Annotated in this window: 11 protein-coding genes and 1 pseudogene; 3 read left to right on the plus strand and 9 right to left on the minus strand. The window is 70.3% G+C overall.

Annotation, left to right across the window (positions count from 1 at the left end; genetic code table 11):
* Positions 1-50 precede the first annotated feature (50 nt).
* From EOD42_RS21535 to EOD42_RS21555, 5 genes and pseudogenes are all read right to left on the minus strand, one after another.
* Positions 51-2,258, minus strand: a pseudogene (locus EOD42_RS21535) (putative bifunctional diguanylate cyclase/phosphodiesterase); the annotation flags it as partial.
* Complete coding sequence (locus EOD42_RS21540) at positions 2,255-2,947, minus strand: response regulator transcription factor (protein WP_164868063.1); 693 nt, start codon at positions 2,945-2,947, stop codon at positions 2,255-2,257. The gene EOD42_RS21540 and the pseudogene EOD42_RS21535, both read right to left, overlap by 4 nt.
* On the minus strand, positions 2,944-4,311 hold the full coding sequence (locus EOD42_RS21545; protein ID WP_127789660.1) for a PAS domain-containing sensor histidine kinase: 1,368 nt from the start codon (positions 4,309-4,311) through the stop codon (positions 2,944-2,946). The genes EOD42_RS21540 and EOD42_RS21545 overlap by 4 nt, the downstream gene beginning before the upstream one ends.
* A 2-nt stretch (positions 4,312-4,313) precedes the next feature.
* Positions 4,314-5,903 (minus strand): ShlB/FhaC/HecB family hemolysin secretion/activation protein, encoded by a 1,590-nt coding sequence (locus EOD42_RS21550; protein WP_164868064.1) that lies wholly within the window; start codon positions 5,901-5,903, stop codon positions 4,314-4,316.
* Positions 5,904-6,170: 267 nt separating this feature from the next.
* Entirely contained in the window at positions 6,171-7,463 is a 1,293-nt protein-coding gene (locus tag EOD42_RS21555; RefSeq protein WP_127789662.1) for a hypothetical protein, read from the minus strand.
* Between the two features lie 338 nt (positions 7,464-7,801).
* Here EOD42_RS21555 and EOD42_RS21560 point away from each other — a divergent pair, with 338 nt between their 5' ends.
* Positions 7,802-8,287, plus strand: a complete 486-nt coding sequence (locus EOD42_RS21560) for a helix-turn-helix domain-containing protein (RefSeq protein WP_127789663.1) — start codon at positions 7,802-7,804, stop codon at positions 8,285-8,287.
* Between the two features lie 4 nt (positions 8,288-8,291).
* On the opposite strand, the gene EOD42_RS21565 is transcribed toward EOD42_RS21560, so the two are convergent.
* Positions 8,292-8,984, minus strand: coding sequence for a response regulator transcription factor (locus EOD42_RS21565; RefSeq protein ID WP_164868065.1), 693 nt, complete (start codon positions 8,982-8,984; stop codon positions 8,292-8,294).
* 306 nt (positions 8,985-9,290) lie between these two features.
* Between EOD42_RS21565 and otnK the strand changes: the two genes are divergently transcribed.
* Positions 9,291-10,544, plus strand: coding sequence for a 3-oxo-tetronate kinase (gene otnK, locus EOD42_RS21570; RefSeq protein WP_127789665.1), 1,254 nt, complete (start codon positions 9,291-9,293; stop codon positions 10,542-10,544).
* A complete protein-coding gene (otnC, locus tag EOD42_RS21575) occupies positions 10,537-11,172 on the plus strand; it encodes a 3-oxo-tetronate 4-phosphate decarboxylase (RefSeq protein WP_127789666.1) in 636 nt (211 codons plus the stop codon). The genes otnK and otnC overlap by 8 nt, the downstream gene beginning before the upstream one ends.
* Positions 11,173-11,225: 53 nt before the next feature.
* Here the strand turns inward: otnC and EOD42_RS26195 are convergent, their stop codons facing one another.
* From EOD42_RS26195 to EOD42_RS21595, 3 genes are all read right to left on the minus strand, one after another.
* Complete coding sequence (locus tag EOD42_RS26195; RefSeq protein WP_206020433.1) at positions 11,226-11,984, minus strand: hypothetical protein; 759 nt, start codon at positions 11,982-11,984, stop codon at positions 11,226-11,228.
* A gap of 588 nt (positions 11,985-12,572) precedes the next feature.
* Positions 12,573-13,703 carry a bifunctional 2-methylcitrate synthase/citrate synthase gene (locus tag EOD42_RS21590; protein ID WP_127789667.1) on the minus strand — a complete coding sequence of 377 codons (1,131 nt, stop codon included), beginning with the start codon at positions 13,701-13,703 and terminating at the stop codon, positions 12,573-12,575.
* 153 nt (positions 13,704-13,856) lie between these two features.
* Positions 13,857-15,398, minus strand: a complete 1,542-nt coding sequence (locus EOD42_RS21595) for an MmgE/PrpD family protein (protein ID WP_127789668.1) — start codon at positions 15,396-15,398, stop codon at positions 13,857-13,859.
* Between the last annotated feature and the right edge of the window lie 63 nt (positions 15,399-15,461).

A 15,461-nucleotide genomic window follows, 5' to 3' on the forward strand; every position in this document is an offset into this window, starting at 1 on the left:
TTGTCGAGAAGCTCCATCCGCGCCTGCGCCTCGCTGACCGGGCGCGCGATCAGGTACCCCTGGATCTGCGCGCAGCCCAGCGAGGCCAGCAACGCCAGCTGTTCCTGCGTCTCCACCCCTTCGGCCACCACCGGAATGCCCAGGGCGCTGCCCAGGGCCAGCACGGCCTCGATCGCCTCTCGCGGGGAGTGCCCTTCCCGGCCCGAAACCAGGCTGCGGTCCAGCTTCAGCTTGCTGAAGGGGAAGGAGATGAGGGTGGAGAAGGAGGAATAGCCGGCGCCGAAATCATCGAGCGAGATCCGCACCCCGCGCCCGTGCAGCCGGCGCAGCGTCTGCATGGCCTGCCCGTCGTTCTCCAGCAGGCCGCTTTCGGTGATCTCGAGTTCCAGCCGCGCGGCCGGAAGGCGGTGCCGCGCCAGCGCCTGCTCCACTTCCAGCACGAAGCCCGGCCGTTCCAGCTGCAGCGGCGAGACATTGACCGCAACCGGCACCGGCAGCGGCCAGGAGGCGGCACGGCGCACCGCTTCCTCCAGCACCCATTGGCCGACGGCGTTGATGTGGCCCATCGCCTCGGCGGCCTCGATGAAGCGGGCCGGGCCGATCAGCCCATGCACCGGGTGCTGCCAGCGCAGCAGCGCCTCGAACCCTGCCAGGCGCATGTCCGACATCCGCATCTGCGGCTGCAGCCACAGGCGCAGCTGCCCGCCCTCGATCGCGGCCGGAAGCTCCTGGGCCAGCGCCCAGCGTGCCAGGGTTTCCTGGTCGCGCTCGGCATCGGCGGGCTGGGCGCCGCGGCGCGCGCTGCGCGCCCGCAACAGCGCCAGATCGGCCGCGGTCATCAGCTCATCCGCGCTTTCGCCGTGCTGCGGAAAGCTCGCGATGCCGATGCTGAAGGCCACGCGGCGGGCGATGCCGTCGAGCTGCACCGGCGCGCGCAAGGTGTCGAGCACGCGCCGGGCCAGCCGCTCAGAGGGCTCGGCCAGCGCGCCGTGCTCATGCAGCAGGGCGAACTCCCCGCCCTCGATGCGCGCCAGCGTCGTGCCGGGCGGCAGCAGGCCGCGCAGCCGCTCGGCCTGGATGCGCAGCATCTCCTCGGTGGCGGCATAGCCATGCAGGGCCTGGAAGGGGCCGTGGCCGTCCATGCCGATGCGCATCAGGTTGAAGGCGCCCTGGCGCCCCGTCTCACGCGTCACGGCCTCCTGCAGCCAGCGCATCAGCCAGGCGCGGTTGTGCAGGCCGGTGGAGGCATCGTGCTGCAGCAGGAAGGTCAGGCGTTCCTCCTGCGCCTGCTCCCGCCGCAGGTCGCGCACCACCAGCAGGCGCGGCCCCTTGTGGCCGGGCCAGACGGGGCGGGCGACGACCTCGACCGGGATGCTTTCCCGCGCGGCCAGCAGGTCGGCCCGTTGCCAGCCCTGGCCGGTGCCGGCGGCCAGGGCCGCCGCCAGCGCCCTGCCCTGGCGGGGAAACAGGTCGGACAGGCTGCGCTCCCGCAGCAGGATCTCCGACTGGCCGATCAGCTGGCGCAGCTGGGGGTTCAGGGCCCGCAGCCGCTCATCCTCCAGCAGCGCCGCGGCCTCGGGCAGGCTCGCGACGATGGCCTCGGCCAGCTCGTCCTCGCGCGCCGATGCCAGGCGGCGCTCACTGCCCCAGCCGCGCAGCAGCATGAGGGAGAGAGGTGCCGCCAGCAGCGCGGCGAAGGCCGGCCAGCCCCAGGCGCCGGGCACGCCGGCCCGGGCCGCGGCGGCGAAGGCCAGCCCCATCGCCACCGGCCCGGAGGCGGCCAGCGCCCCCTCCAGCCGCATCAGCGGCACGCTGGCCGCGCCGCACAGCGCAGCGACCAGCAGCAGGGTCGAAGGCGGGCCCTCGATGCCATGGGCGGTGCCGTCCAGCATGACCCGCGCCACCGCCTGGAACAGCCCGAACCCCGCCGGCAGCAACCCCGCGCAGAACAGCCCGGCCCACAGTCCCGACCGGGCAGTCGGCAGGGTCCGCAGACCCGAAGCACAGAGCGCTGCGAACAGCGTCCCCGCCACCGTCAGGCCCAGCAGCCCCAGCCACTGGGCGGGGGTCGCCGCGATCCAATGCGGCGCCAGCGGCAGGGGAATGGCGCAGGCGACCAGCGGCGCGATGCCCATGGGCCCCACCTCTCCGCTGCGCAGCATCGCGATGCCCCGCCCGGCGAGCAGCCCCACCAGCAGCATCAACAGGGGCATCCAGTCCAGCCAGAGGCCGGCGAGGCTGATGTCGGCCGTCATCATTCCTGCACCCTCACGAGAACATAGCCATGCCGGGCAACGCCGTTGACGGCCCAGGGCATGCCCGCCGCCTGCAGCTTGCGCTGCAGCCGCGCGACCGCCTTGCCGGGCGTGCTGCCGATCGCCTGCGCGTCCAGCAGCTCGGCGATGACATCGCTGGTGACAGGGCGCCCGGGCGAGCCGAGCAGCGCCTCCAGCAGCACGGCCTCGGGCGGCTGCAGCAGCACCTGGCGCCCGTCGGGGTGCAGCAGGTGCGGCGGCTGGTCGTTGATGCGGCAGCGCGTGCCGCCCCCGATCGTCTGGACCTGGCGGCGCAGCGCGGCGCGGGTGCGGGCCACCAGCTCGCGCCCGCTCACGGGCTTCACCAGGAAGTCGTCGGCGCCGCGCTCCAGCGCCAGCACCCGGTCGCTGACATCGCGGTTGGCCGCCACCATCAGGATGGCGGCATCGGTGCTGGCCCGCAGCTGATCCAGCCGCGCCACCGTGTCCACGCCGTGCAGGTGCTGGTCCAGCAGGATGGCGTGCGGGCGCACATCCATCAGCGCATCCTGCAGGCCGTGCCAGCGGGTGATCACCTCCGTGCGGAAGGTGTAGGCCGAGAGCGTGTCGGCGTAGGATTCGGCCAGCGCCACGTCGTCATCCACGACGAAGACCAGCGGCGGCGGCTCGACGATCGGGGTGATGGGGTTCACGCGATGCCTCCCTCGGTCCGGGTGTCGGCAGCCGTGTCCTCTGACCACAGCGGCAGCAGCAGGGTGATGCGCAGGCCGAGCGCGGTGTTGGCGGCGGAGATGCTGCCGCCGAAGCCCTCGGCGATGCTGGCGCAGATGGCCAGGCCGAGGCCGGTGCCCTTGCCCGCGGGCTTGGTGGTGAAGAAGGGTTCGAAGGCGTGGCGCAGCACCGCCTCGGGCATGCCGGGGCCGCTGTCCTCGATCACGACCATGGCCCTGGTGTCGCCGTCCAGCGCCGCCTCCACGCGCAGGCGGCGCGTCTCGGCCGGCTGGTTCTCCATCGCGTCGCGCGCGTTCAGGATCAGGTTCAGCAGCAGCTGCTCCAGCAGCACCCGGCGCGCGCGCAGCGGCGGCAGCTCCGGGTCGATCTGGCGGATGAACTCCACCCTGCCCTCGGAGAGCGCCGGCATGGCGATCCGCAGCGCGCCGTCCAGCGCATCGGACAGGAAGACGGGGTCCAGCGAGCCCGTGTCGGCGCGCCCGAAGATGCGCAGATGGTCCATGAAATCCCGCGCGCGCTTGGCCTGTTCCACGATGCGGCCGATGCGCTTGCGGGTGGGGTCCAGCCCCTCGGCATCCGGCAGGCCGTTCATCGCCGTCTCGCCGGCCAGCAGGATGGTGCTGATCGGCTGGATCATCTCATGCGCGATGCTGGTGGCGATGCGCCCCATGGTCGCGAGCTTGGAGGCATGCAGCGCCCGATCCGCGATCTGCCGCTCGGCCGTGCAGTCCACCACCATGCCCACCACCCCGGCATAGCCGTCCGCGGCGAGGCCCGTGACGCGCGCGGTGTCGCGCAGCCAGAGCACGGAGCCGTCCTCGCGGCGGACCGAGTATTCCACCATGGCCTGGCCCTGATCCATCAGGCGCCGGCCGAAGTCGCGCAGGGCCTCCTGCGTCTCGGGGTCCAGGCGTTCCCACCAGCCCTGGGCGGTGCCCTGGCCGTGGCCGAGGCCCAGCTCCCGCAGCGCCTCATGGCCCTGGCTCATGCTGTCCAGGCGCATGCTGCCGTCGGGGTAGAGTTCACCGAGGTAGACTGCGCCCGGCAGGCCTTCGAGGATGCGGGAGAGCTTCTCCTCCTCCTTGCGGCGCAGCGCCTCCAGCTCCGCCCCGGCCAGGGCATGGACCTGCCGGCCCTGGTGCCAGACGGAAAACAGCAGCACCAGCGCCACGGCCGCGATGCCGGCCAGGCCGAACAGCAGCGGCACCACCGGCAGCACGAGATCACCGGTCGCCGCCAGGCCGAGGGCCACCACCACCAGCGCCGCCGCCAGGGCGGCGAAGCCGGCATCGAGACCGCGAAGGGAAGCGAGCGCCGCGCGCATGATCAGAAGTTCCGGCGGAAGACGAACACGAAGCGCGGGCGTTCGGCCGTCGGCGTATAGTGCGGGCGCAGGATCGGGTAGTTCACCTCGATGTTGAAGGTCGTGTCCTCGGCCACCGGCATGCCGATGCCGATGCCGACGGAGGCCGCGCGGTCGCCGCGGTTGAAGGCGATGGGGGGCAGGTTCTCGGTCCGGCCGTAATCGGCGAAGGCGTAGAACTCGCCGCCCCGGACCATCCGCCCGCCGATGCGCCCGAGGCCGGAGGCCAGATTGTCCACCGGCAGCACCGCGCGGAAGGGCATGGCCAGCGTGGCGGTGGCCGTCAGCCCGCGGTCGCCGTACAGCGTGGCGGCGCGGAAGGCCCGGCCGACCGTGACGCCGCCATAGGTCACGAGCTCCGACGCCGGCAGGCGTTCGCCCGTGTACTGGGCGGTGCCGCGCAGGCGCAGCGTCAGCCAGTCGCGCACCAGCACCTGGTCCAGCCGCGCGATGAAGTTGACCTTGGTGAAGGCAGGGTCGCCATAGCCCGTGATCCGCTGGCGCGCCCCTGCCCCGTCGATGCCCTGGCTGACCACGACGGCCAGGCTGCCGTTGCGCGTGCCCGCCTCATTGCCCATGGCGAAGACGGCGCCGGCGCGCAGCACGCGCGTGCCCTCGTCGATCGCGCGCAGGCGGCCGAGATCGGTGCGGTTCTCCAGCATGTCGAAGCCGCCGAACACCTGCAGCGCCATGGTCGGGCGCAGGATGACGGGATAAGCGAGCTGGATGCCCAGCGTGCTGGCCTGGCCATGCAGGTTGGAATTGGCGGTCTCTCGCAGTTCCAGCAGGCTGTAGTTGACCGAGGCCACCAGGCCGTTGGTGCCGATGGGCTGCTGGTGCCGCGCGCTGACATAGGTGAAGCGCTGGTTGCCGATCGGCATGCCGACCGTCAGGCGGGTGCTGTCGCCCTCACGCAGCAGGGCGTTCACGGTCGCGCCCGCGGTGAGCTGGACGTCGCCCAGCTCGCGCGCACCCAGATTGTCGAGGCCGAGGCCATAGCGCACGGACTGGCGCTGCACGGTGATGATCAGCCGCGCATCGCCCACCGTGGAGGCGGGCTCCAGCCGCGCCTGGATCTTGCGGCCGGGAATGTCGTTCATCAGCAGCAGGCGGCGCTCCAGCGTGCGGCGCGTCAGCGGCTGCTCGTTGCGGATCGCCTCGGCATGGGCGCGCAGCAGGCTGAGGTCCGCGCCCTCTGTGTCGCCGTCGATCACGATGTCGGAGATCTGGCCGCGCACCACCCGCACGATCACGAGGCCGCGGGCGAAATCCTGCTGCGGCAGGGAGAGGCCCACGATCGCATAGCCCGCGGCGCGATGGGCCGCCGACAGGGCCGCCAGCAGGGATTGCAGGTTGGGCAGCGTCAGCGGGCGGCCGGCGAAGGGCGCCACGGTGTCGCGCAGCACGTCCCGGCCCAGCACCGCATCGCCGGTGATGGCGATATCTGCGATCGCGATGTCGGGCAGCCGGACGCCGGGGGCGGCCGTCGCCAGGACCGGATCGGCCGGCGCCTGGCCCCGCGCGGGGGCGGGCGGCACGATGTCCGGGCGCATGGTGTCGAAGCCTCGGGCGCCGAGACCCGCCTGAGCCTGAGCCCCGTTGGCCCAGACGCATGCTGCGAGCGCGAGCGCAAAGCTTCCCGCAACGCAACAATTATTGTGTTTGTCCAAACCCAACATGGTAGTCACGGCCCTTCCACTTGAAACATTACCACACCGGAAACGGTGCCATAGAATAATTTACGGGCTTCGCAACTTAAGGTTGTGTTTCGGGCAGGGATGAAACCCGGGGCGGCCGGTCAAGGCCGCCCCGGGATCATCTCAGCGGCCGGTCAGCCGCCCGGTCAGGCCGCCCGTGAGCCCGCTGACGGTCGTCAGCACGCCGGTCACAGGGGTTGTTCCGCCAGTGGTACCACCGGTGACGCCGCCGACGACGTTGCCGACCGTCTGGGTCACGCCGCCGACCAGGCCGCTGACGGGGTTGGTGCCGCCCGTCAGGCCACCCGTCAGGCCGGTAACCGTGCCGGTCACGCCCGACAGGGGCGCCGCGCCGCCGGTCAGGCCGCCCGTCAGGCCGGTGACCGTACCGGTCACGCCGGAGAGCGGGGCCGCACCACCGGTCAGACCACCCGTAACGCCGGTGACGGCGCCCGTCACGCCGGCCAGCGGGCCGGTGCTGCCAGTCACGCCGCCCAGCGCACCGTTCAGCACGCCGTTAACCGTGGTGACGGCGCCCGGAACCAGGCCGTTCGTGCCGGTCACGCCGGTCAGCGCACCGCCGGTCGCGCCGTTGACGGTGCCCGTCACGCTACCCAGCAGCCCGGCCGTGCCCGGAGGGGCGTTGGCGCCGGTCAGGAGATTGACGTTGATCGGCGACCCGGTGGCCGTGACGGCCGGGGAAAGCGCCGCGACGTTGGTCAGCAGGGGCGTCTGCCCGTTGCCCAGGATCTGGGTATTGCCGAGCGTGACACCCAGCAGCGGCCGCGCATCCGCCGTGCCGCCCGGCAGCACAGGGGCCACGCCCAGCAGGTTGGAGGTGCCGGCCAGGGTGGAGTTGACCGTGCCCACCAGGTTCGGGACCGTGCTGGTGCCGTTCACCACACCGGTGGTGCCGGCCAGGCCGGTCAGCAGACCCTGGACGTTGCCGGTGGAGGAAGTGCCGGACAGCACCTCCGCCTGGATCGGCGCGGAGGGGGTCGCGGTGGGCGAGAGCAGCCCGACCGAGGTGAGCGACCCCGTGGACGGGGTGGTGGCGCCGGCGACGTTGAGCGAGGCCAACGGGGTCAGCAGCGAGGACACGGAGGTGCCGGCGATGCCCGTGGCGCCCGTGGCGCCCGTGCCACCCGTGGAACCGGTGCCGCCCGTGGCACCAGTGCCACCCGTGGCACCGGTCGAACCGGTGCCGCCGCCGACGCCGGCAACGCCCGCGCTGCCCGAGGTACCGGCGCTGCTCGTCGTGCCGCCGCCGCCGGAGGAACCACCGGAACCCGAGGAACCACTGCCGCCGGTCGCGGCACCCGGCGTCGCGTCGCCGCCGACCATGCCCAGTTCCGAGCGGCTGTGGCAGGCGCTGAGCGAGAGGGTGAGAACGAGGCCGAGGGCCGCGCTCTGCATCAGTGAAGCTTTCCTGGAAGCGATCATCTGCGTGTCTCCATCCAACTGAACAGATCGGGCTTCTCTGGAGACGCACCCAAGACGGATACTCCCAGCGCCGCTGATCCAATGAATAGATCGACACGAACCGCCAAAAACACCCGAGAGTTATTGTATTCGAATCACCAAATCCCCTGAAATCTCCGAAAACATTCCATTTATCACGTTTTGTCATCTTATTTCTGATTTCTCGCGTTCAACGCGCATGCCGGCCAATCTATCGGACAGTTCAAGTCAATTCGTTGGCTGCTTGAAGCCCTTGGTTTGGCGCAATTTCCATCAGAGGAAAGGGCGCAACCATGGATGGAATTTCTCCGGCCTTCGGGCATGACATGAACGGCGGCTCGATGCGCGAGAACACGCAGGCCCCGCGCCGCGCCAACCCGCGCAGCGACGGGCACGCCTCGGTGGTGCTGGGACGTTCGCTGCGTCAGGTCCGGATCGCTGCGGGGCTGACGCTGGAGGGCGTGGCCGCGGGCCTCGGCCTCTCCTACCAGCAGGTGCAGAAGTATGAGCGCGGGATCAACCGCATCAGCTCCGTCAGGCTTGGCCGCTTCGCGGAGCTGTGCGGCACGAGCCCCGCCGAGATCCTGATGATGGCCGGGCTGATGACCGACGGTTCCGGCGCCGAGGGGCGCGAAGTGCCGCGCGACGTGGTGTCGATGCGGCTGGAGATGTCGCTGGTCTCGGCCTTCAGGGCGATCCGCTCAGAGTCGGTGCGCCGCTCCCTGGTCTCCCTCGCGCGTCAGGTGGCCGACGGCCAGCCCGCGGCGGAGGAGGAATGAGCGCTCATTCCTCTCCGGTGAAGAAGCCCGCGAAGGCATAGCCCCGGTTGCGCAGCGCCACGATCGCGTCGCCGCCCCCGGCGTCGCGGATCTTCTGGCGCAGCTGATAGACCAGATTGTCGATGGACCGGTCGTCCGCGCGGGCGCTGCGCAGCAGCACCGTGCGGGTCAGCTCCTCTCGGCTCAGCGGCTCTCCGTTCGCGGCGGCCAGGCAGTCGAGCAGCGAGAACTGCGCGCCCGTGAGCGACACCACGCTGCCGTCCGGCCTGTAGAGCCGGCGTTCCTGGCGCGAGATCTTCCACGCGGAGGCCACCACCGTTCCCGGCGCGCGCACCTGGCGGCGCAGCTGGGAGCGCACGCGCGCGATCAGCTCGCGTGAGGTGATGGGCTTGACCAGGAAGTCGTCGGCCCCCGTCTCCAGCCCGATGATGCGGTCGGTCTCGTTGTTGTTCGCCGTCAGCATGATGATCGGCGCCTCGGTGCGCTGGCGCAGCTCAGGCAGGCGGGCCAGCGTGTCCACGCGCCCCAGCCGCTGGTCCAGCACGATGACATCGGGATGGTGGCGCTCAAGCTCGGCCAGGGCGGCCACCCAGTCGCGCGCCACGCGCACGTCGAAGCCATACTGCTCCAGCGCGTCGCTCAGGGCATCACCCAAGGCTTCGTCATCATCGACCAGCAATACCCGGGTTTCAGACACCCAACATCCTCCGCCCCAAGCCCTCGCGCGTCGGATCGTTACACCGCCAGGACAATCCACAACAAGCCGGCAGCTATCGCGTCATCTCCCGAAATGACGGCACCGGCATGTAATCTGGAACAGAGCCTTACCCGAATTTCAAGGATTGTCGCGCTAATTTCTCGCTGTAGGCGGTCGTTTCGCCTTGCGGATGATAAATCCCCGCAAGGGTTGTGGCCCGGCCGGTCTCCTCGCCTGGGACTCGGGGCCTTCCCGCCACCGGCCATGCTGACTATTGCTGCTGCAGGTTCCTAGGGAGGGAAGGCCATGCCACTGCTGGGCTGCATAGCGGATGATTTCACCGGCGCCACCGACCTTGCCAGCACGCTGGTGCGCCAGGGCATGCGGACCGTTCAGGTGATCGGCGTACCGGAAGGTCCCCTGCCGGAAGCCGATGCGGTGGTGGTGGCGCTGAAGTCCCGCACCGCGCCGGTGGCCGATGCCGTCGCCTGGTCGCTGGCCGCCTGCGAGGCGCTGCTGGCCGCGGGGGCCAGGCAGATCTTCCACAAATACTGCTCGACCTTCGACTCGACGCCCGCCGGCAATATCGGTCCGGTGACGGAAGCGCTGATGAAGCGGCTCGGTGCCTCCCTGGCCCTGGCCTGCCCCGCCTTCCCCACCAACGGCCGCACCGTGTTCCAGGGCCACCTGTTCGTGGGCCAGGCGCTGCTGAATGAAAGCGGGATGGAGAAACACCCGCTGACGCCCATGACCGACGCCAACCTGGTCCGCGTGCTGGCGGCGCAGACCGACGGCGCGGTGGGCCTCGTGCCCTTCGCCACCGTCGACCAGGGCGCGGTCGCCATCCGCCGTGCCTTCAGCGGGCTGCAGGATGCGGGCCGCCGCCATGCCATCGTCGATGCCGTGACCGACGCCCATCTCATGGCGATCGGCGAGGCCGCTTCCCTGCATCCGCTGGTGACGGGCGGCAGCGGCGTGGCCATGGGGCTGCCCGAGAATTTCCGTCGCGCGGGCGCCCTGCCCCCGCGCGACGATGCGGCCAGCCTGCCGCCCGGCGGCGGCCATGCGGCGGTCGTGGCGGGCAGTTGCTCCCGCGCCACGCTGGGGCAGATCGGGCTTGCGCGGGACCACATGCCGACGCTGGAGCTGGACGCGCTGGCCACCCCCGATGCCGATGCGCTGACCGCCCAGGCGCTGGCCTGGATGGACGGCAAGCTGGGCGCCGGCCCCATCCTGATCGCGGCCAGCGCGCCGCCCGACAAGGTGGCCGCCCTGCAGGAGAAGCTGGGCCGCGAGGCCGCCGGCGCGCTGGTCGAGGATGTGATGGCCCGCGTGGCCGAGGCGCTGGTCGCGCGCGGCGTGCGGCGCCTGCTGGTGGCGGGCGGCGAGACCTCGGGCGCGGTGGTGCAGAAGCTCGGCATCGCCACCCTGCGCATCGGGGCCGAGATCGACCCCGGCGTGCCCTGGTGCTTCGCCGAGGATGCCGGCCTTCACCTGGCCCTCAAGAGCGGCAATTTCGGCACGCGCGACTTCTTCGTGAAGGCCTTCGACCATGTCTGAGCAAGCCGCCCGCGAGGAGCTCGTGGCCCTGGGTGCCAGCCTGTTCCAGCGCGGCTTCAGCGTGGGCAGCGCGGGCAACATCTCGGTCCGCCTGCCCGACGGCTACCTGATGACGCCGACCAATTCCTCGCTCGGCCGGCTAGATGCGGCGCGCATCAGCAAACTCGACCTGGAATGGCGGCATGTGGGCGGCGACAAGCCCTCCAAGGAAGTGTTCATGCACCGCGCGGTGCTGACCGCGCGCCCCGATGCCGGGGCGGTGGTGCATCTGCATTCGACGCATGCCACCGCCATCGCCTGCCTGGCCGCGGTGGGCGAGACCCGGCCCATCCCGATGCTGACGCCCTATTTCGTCATGCGGGTGGGGCGCGAATTGCCGGTGCTGCCCTATCACCGTCCCGGTGATCCGGCGATGGAGGCAGGCATCCACGAAGCCGCCAGATCCGCGCGCGCCGTGCTGCTGGCCAATCACGGCCCGGTCGTGTCGGGAAAGACGTTGAACGACGCCGTGGCCGCCGCCGAGGAGCTGGAGGAAGCCGCACGCCTCGCGCTGCTGCTGCGCGGGCAGAACCCGCGAGAGCTGACCGAGGCCGAGATCGACGATCTGCTCGGCACTTTCGGCGCATGAAAAAACCGCCCGGATCGCTCCGGGCGGTTCAATGGATCACCGATCAGGCGTGATCAGCTGGCGCTGGGCTCGCCGCCCTCGGGCGCCGGGGTTGCAGCCGCGGCGGGCTTCTTCGCGGCGGGCTTCTTGGGCGCAGCCGGCTTCTTGGCGGCGGCCTTCTTCGGGGCAGCGGCCTTGGCAGCCGGCTTCGCGGGGGCAGCGGCCTTCTTCGGCGCGGCAGCCTTGGCGGTAGGCTTCGCGGGGGCAGCGGCCTTCTTCGGCGCGGCAGCCTTGGCAGCCGGCTTCGCGGGGGCGGCGGCCTTCTTGGGCGCAGCGGCCTTCGCAGCCGGCTTCGCGGGGGCGGCAGCCTTCTTGGGCGCAGCGGCCTTCGCGGCAGGCTTAGCGGGGGCGGCGGCCTTCTTGGGCGCGGCAGCCTTGGCAGCCGGCTTCACGGGGGCGGCGGCCTTCTTCGGCGCGGCAGCCTTGGCAGCAGGCTTCGCGGGGGCAGCCGGCTTCGCGGGGGCAGCGGCCTTCTTCGGGGCTGCGGCCTTGGCGGGCTTCGCGGCGGCGGCGGGCTTCGCCGGGGCAGCGGCCTTCTTCGGGGCTGCGGCCTTCGCAGCCGGCTTCGCGGCGGCGGCGGCGGGTTTGGCGGGGGCGGCGGCCTTCTTCGGCGCGGCAGCCTTGGCGGGCTTGGCCGGAGCAGCGGCCTTCTTGGGCGCAGCGGCCTTGGCGGCGGCGGCCTTGGGCGCCGGGGCCTTCTTCGTCGCGGGCTTGGCCGCGGCGGCGCGGCTGCGCGCGGTCGCGGGCTTGGGCGTGCGCTTGGTCGTGGACATCGCCATCGCCATCGCGCGCGGTTTGGAAGTGGTCTCCTCAGTCACCGTATCAGTCTCCTTCAGAATGCGGTTCGGCCAGCGGCGAACGCTTGGATGTTATGGGCAGGAACAAGCGCCATGGGCACACAACGCACCGGGCCCGGTGCGGCTGCCTGAACGGGCGCGAGGGCGCGCATCACGGTGGTGCGCATCCACGGATGAAGATGTGAGCTGCGACGGATGATGCCCGCCTTCGCGCCCGACATGGCCTGAGCTTTCCCCTGCCTCACACGAATGCCGCGATGACCGATCCACCCCTCGCGAATCGCGCGTCAATTGTGTGAACGCCGCACGCTATCTGAAGGCGCGGCGCGCCTGTCAAACACTTTCGCGAATCCGACTGTGCGCGACGACTGCCGCACGCCTCCCGCGCATGGCGCGGCGCGTGATGGCCTGCGTGATTTTCTCCAGCATTTCCGCGGCACAGCGCGCGATGGCGCATCGTGCATCATGTGCGGCGCAGGCATGGCCGATGCGACGAAATCCGCGTGCACCGGAAACAGGAACGGCGCCCGAAGGCGCCGTCCGATCAACACCGATGCGGCGTGTTCAGCGCGCGCTCATCGGCGGCACGGGCCGCTGCTCCACGCCGGTGTAGAGCGACAGCGGACGGATCAGGCGATTGTCCGCCAGCTGCTCCAGCACATGCGCGCTCCAGCCACTGATGCGCGACATGACGAAGATGGGCGTGAACAGAGGGATGTCGAAGCCCATCAGGTAGTAGGCGGGGCCCGCCGGGAAATCGAGGTTCGGGTGGATGTTCTTCTTTTCGAGCATCACCTTCGCGAGCACGGCGGAGGTGTTCATCCACCGCTTGTCGCCCACCACCTCGGCCATGATCTCGGCGTACTTCTTCATCGTCGGAACGCGGCTGTCGCCGGACTTGTAGACGCGGTGGCCGAAGCCCATCACCAGCGCCTTGTGGTCGAACTTGCCGAGCAGCCAGGCCTCCGCTTCCTCGGGAGACGGAATCTCCTTCAGCATGTGCATCACGGCCTCATTGGCACCACCGTGCAGCGGGCCCTTCAGCGCGGCGATGCCGGCCGTGATCGCGCCATGGATGTCGGCCTGGGTGGAGGAGACGGTGCGCGCCGTGAAGGTCGAGGCATTGAACGTGTGCTCGGCGTACAGGATCAGGCTGACGTCGAAGGCGCGGATCACTTCCTTCGCCGGCACGCTTCCGAACACCATGTTGAAGAAGTTCTCGGCATAGGGCAGCGAGGCGTCGGGCGCGATCGGCTCCAGCCCCTTGGCCAGGCGGGCCGCGGCGGCGACGGCGACGGGCGCCTTGGCCAGGATGCGCAGCGCCTTGCGCCGCTGGGCGGCGTCGGAAATATCGGCCCATTCCGGATCCTCCATCCCCATGAAGGAGACGGCGGTGCGGATCGCGTCCATCGGGTGCGCGTCATGCGGGAACTCGCGCAGCACCTTCATCAGCGCGGGCGACAGGGCGCGGTTGTTCTTCTCCTCCGCCTTGAAGGCATCGAGCTGCGCCTGGTTCGGCAGCTCTCCGTTCCACAGCAGATAGACGACTTCCTCGAAGGATGCCTGCTCGCACAGATCCTGCACGGCATAGCCGCGATAGGTCAGGCTGTTGGTCTCCGGCATCACCTTGGAGATGGAGCTCTCATCGGCATAGACGCCGACCAGTCCCTTGCGGACCTCGATCTTCTCGCTCATCGCGCGTTTTCCCTTTGACTGGCTGCTTCGGCCCGCTCCCCCAGCCGGCCGCGAAGCCGGATGAGAGAGCGGGCCGCTTGCGATGCGCACCTCGGAAGGCACGCATCGGATATTGGTGCTGCGGCGCAGGATGGAACCCGCGCCGCAGGATCCTCAGAAGATGCCGGGCTTGGCTTCTTCGAGCGTGCCGCGCGGCAGGGAGACGTTGAGCGCGGAGAGTTCACCGGCCGCCAGCTTGGGCAGGTTCTGCGCCGCTTCCAGGAAGCGGTTCTGCTCACGCGCGGTGATGATGCCCGTGGTCAGCGTCAGGAACTTGTTGATGTACTGCTCACGCGCGAAGGGGCGCGCGCCGCGCGGGTGCGCGTTGGCCACGCCCAGCTCGTCGATCAGCTTCGTGCCGTCCTTGAACACGATCTCGACGCGCCCGCCGAAGGCCAGCGTGTCGGGGTCCTTGGAGTGGTAGCGCTCGGTCCACTCGGCGGCCTCGGTGGTCTCGATCTTGTGCCACAGGCGCACGGTGTCCGCGCGGCCCGCGCGCTTCGGCGCATAGCTGTCGACGTGGTGCCAGGAACCGTCCTGCAGGGCGACGGCGAAGATGTACATGATCGAATGGTCGAGCGTCTCGCGGCTCGCCTTCGGGTCCATCTTCTGCGGGTCGTTCGCGCCGGTGCCGATCACGTAGTGGGTGTGATGGCTGGTGTGGATGATGATCTTCTCGATCTTCTCGAAATCCGCGATCTTCTCCCGCATGCGGAAGGCGAGGTCGATCAGCGCCTGGGACTGGTACTCGGCCGAGTGTTCCTTGGTGTAGCTGTCCATGATGGCGCGCTTCGCCTCACCGGGGCCGGGCAGCGGCACGGTGTAGAGCAGCTCCTCGTACATCGCCTTGCGCGACTTCTTCTCGGCGACGGTGCGGCCGTTCAGCACCCAGGCCAGCACGCTGTCCTCGCCTTCATAGATCGGGCTCGGCGCGCCCTCGCCGCGCATGCAGCGGTCCACCGCCTCGATCGCGAGCTTGCCGGCATGGGCGGGCGCATAGGCCTTCCAGCTGCTGATCTCGCCCTTGCGGGACTGGCGGAAGCTGACGGTGGTGTGCAGCGCCTGCTGGATGGACTGGAAGATCACTTCCTGCGGCAGCTTCAGCAGCGTGCCGATGCCGGCCGCGGCCGAAGGGCCGAGATGCGCGATATGGTCCACCTTGTGCTCATGCAGGCAGATGCTGCGCACCAGGTCGATCTGCAGTTCATAGCCGGTGGCCAGGCCCCGGATCAGGTCCTTGCCCGAACGGCCCATCGCCTGGGCCACGGCCAGCACGGGGGGGATGTTGTCGCCGGGGTGGGAGTAGTCGGCGGCCAGGAAGGTGTCGTGCATGTCGAGTTCACGCACGGCGGTGCCGTTGGCCCAGGCGGCCCATTCGGGCGAGACGGTGGTGCCGGAGGGCGCCCCGAAGACGGTCGCGCCGCCTTCCTTCTTCTTGTGGCCCAGCGCCATGCCGCGGGCGGAGACCACGGGGCGGCGGTTGATGGCCGCGATCGCGACGGAAGCGTTGTCGATGATCCGGTTGATGATCATCTCCTGCACGTCCTTCTGGACGGCGACCTTGTCGGCGGCGACGGACGCCATCTTCCACGCGAGCTGGTCGTCGCGCTTCAGCAGTGACTTCGACGGGTAAACCTTGACCGGGTGCATCTGCATGTCCGGCATCCCTCCTTCATTCGTTCAGTGGCAGCTTGGCAGTGGCGCGGTTTGTCGCCCTGC

The sequence above is a fragment of the Rhodovarius crocodyli genome, from assembly GCF_004005855.1.
In the GTDB taxonomy this organism is placed as follows: Bacteria; Pseudomonadota; Alphaproteobacteria; order Acetobacterales; family Acetobacteraceae; genus Rhodovarius; species Rhodovarius crocodyli.

Bases quoted from the DNA above. Each gene is read 5' to 3' on its own strand.
- EOD42_RS21595 (WP_127789668.1), bottom strand. From the start codon at position 15,398: ATGCAGATGCACCCGGTCAAGGTTTACCCGTCGAAGTCACTGCTGAAG.
- otnC (WP_127789666.1), top strand. From the start codon at position 10,537: ATGTCTGAGCAAGCCGCCCGCGAGGAGCTCGTGGCCCTGGGTGCCAGC.
- EOD42_RS26195 (WP_206020433.1), bottom strand. From the start codon at position 11,984: ATGTCCACGACCAAGCGCACGCCCAAGCCCGCGACCGCGCGCAGCCGC.
- EOD42_RS21545 (WP_127789660.1), bottom strand. From the start codon at position 4,311: ATGCGCGCGGCGCTCGCTTCCCTTCGCGGTCTCGATGCCGGCTTCGCC.
- otnK (WP_127789665.1), top strand. From the start codon at position 9,291: ATGCCACTGCTGGGCTGCATAGCGGATGATTTCACCGGCGCCACCGAC.
- EOD42_RS21555 (WP_127789662.1), bottom strand. From the start codon at position 7,463: ATGCAGAGCGCGGCCCTCGGCCTCGTTCTCACCCTCTCGCTCAGCGCC.
- EOD42_RS21560 (WP_127789663.1), top strand. From the start codon at position 7,802: ATGGATGGAATTTCTCCGGCCTTCGGGCATGACATGAACGGCGGCTCG.
- EOD42_RS21590 (WP_127789667.1), bottom strand. From the start codon at position 13,703: ATGAGCGAGAAGATCGAGGTCCGCAAGGGACTGGTCGGCGTCTATGCC.
- EOD42_RS21550 (WP_164868064.1), bottom strand. From the start codon at position 5,903: ATGCGCCCGGACATCGTGCCGCCCGCCCCCGCGCGGGGCCAGGCGCCG.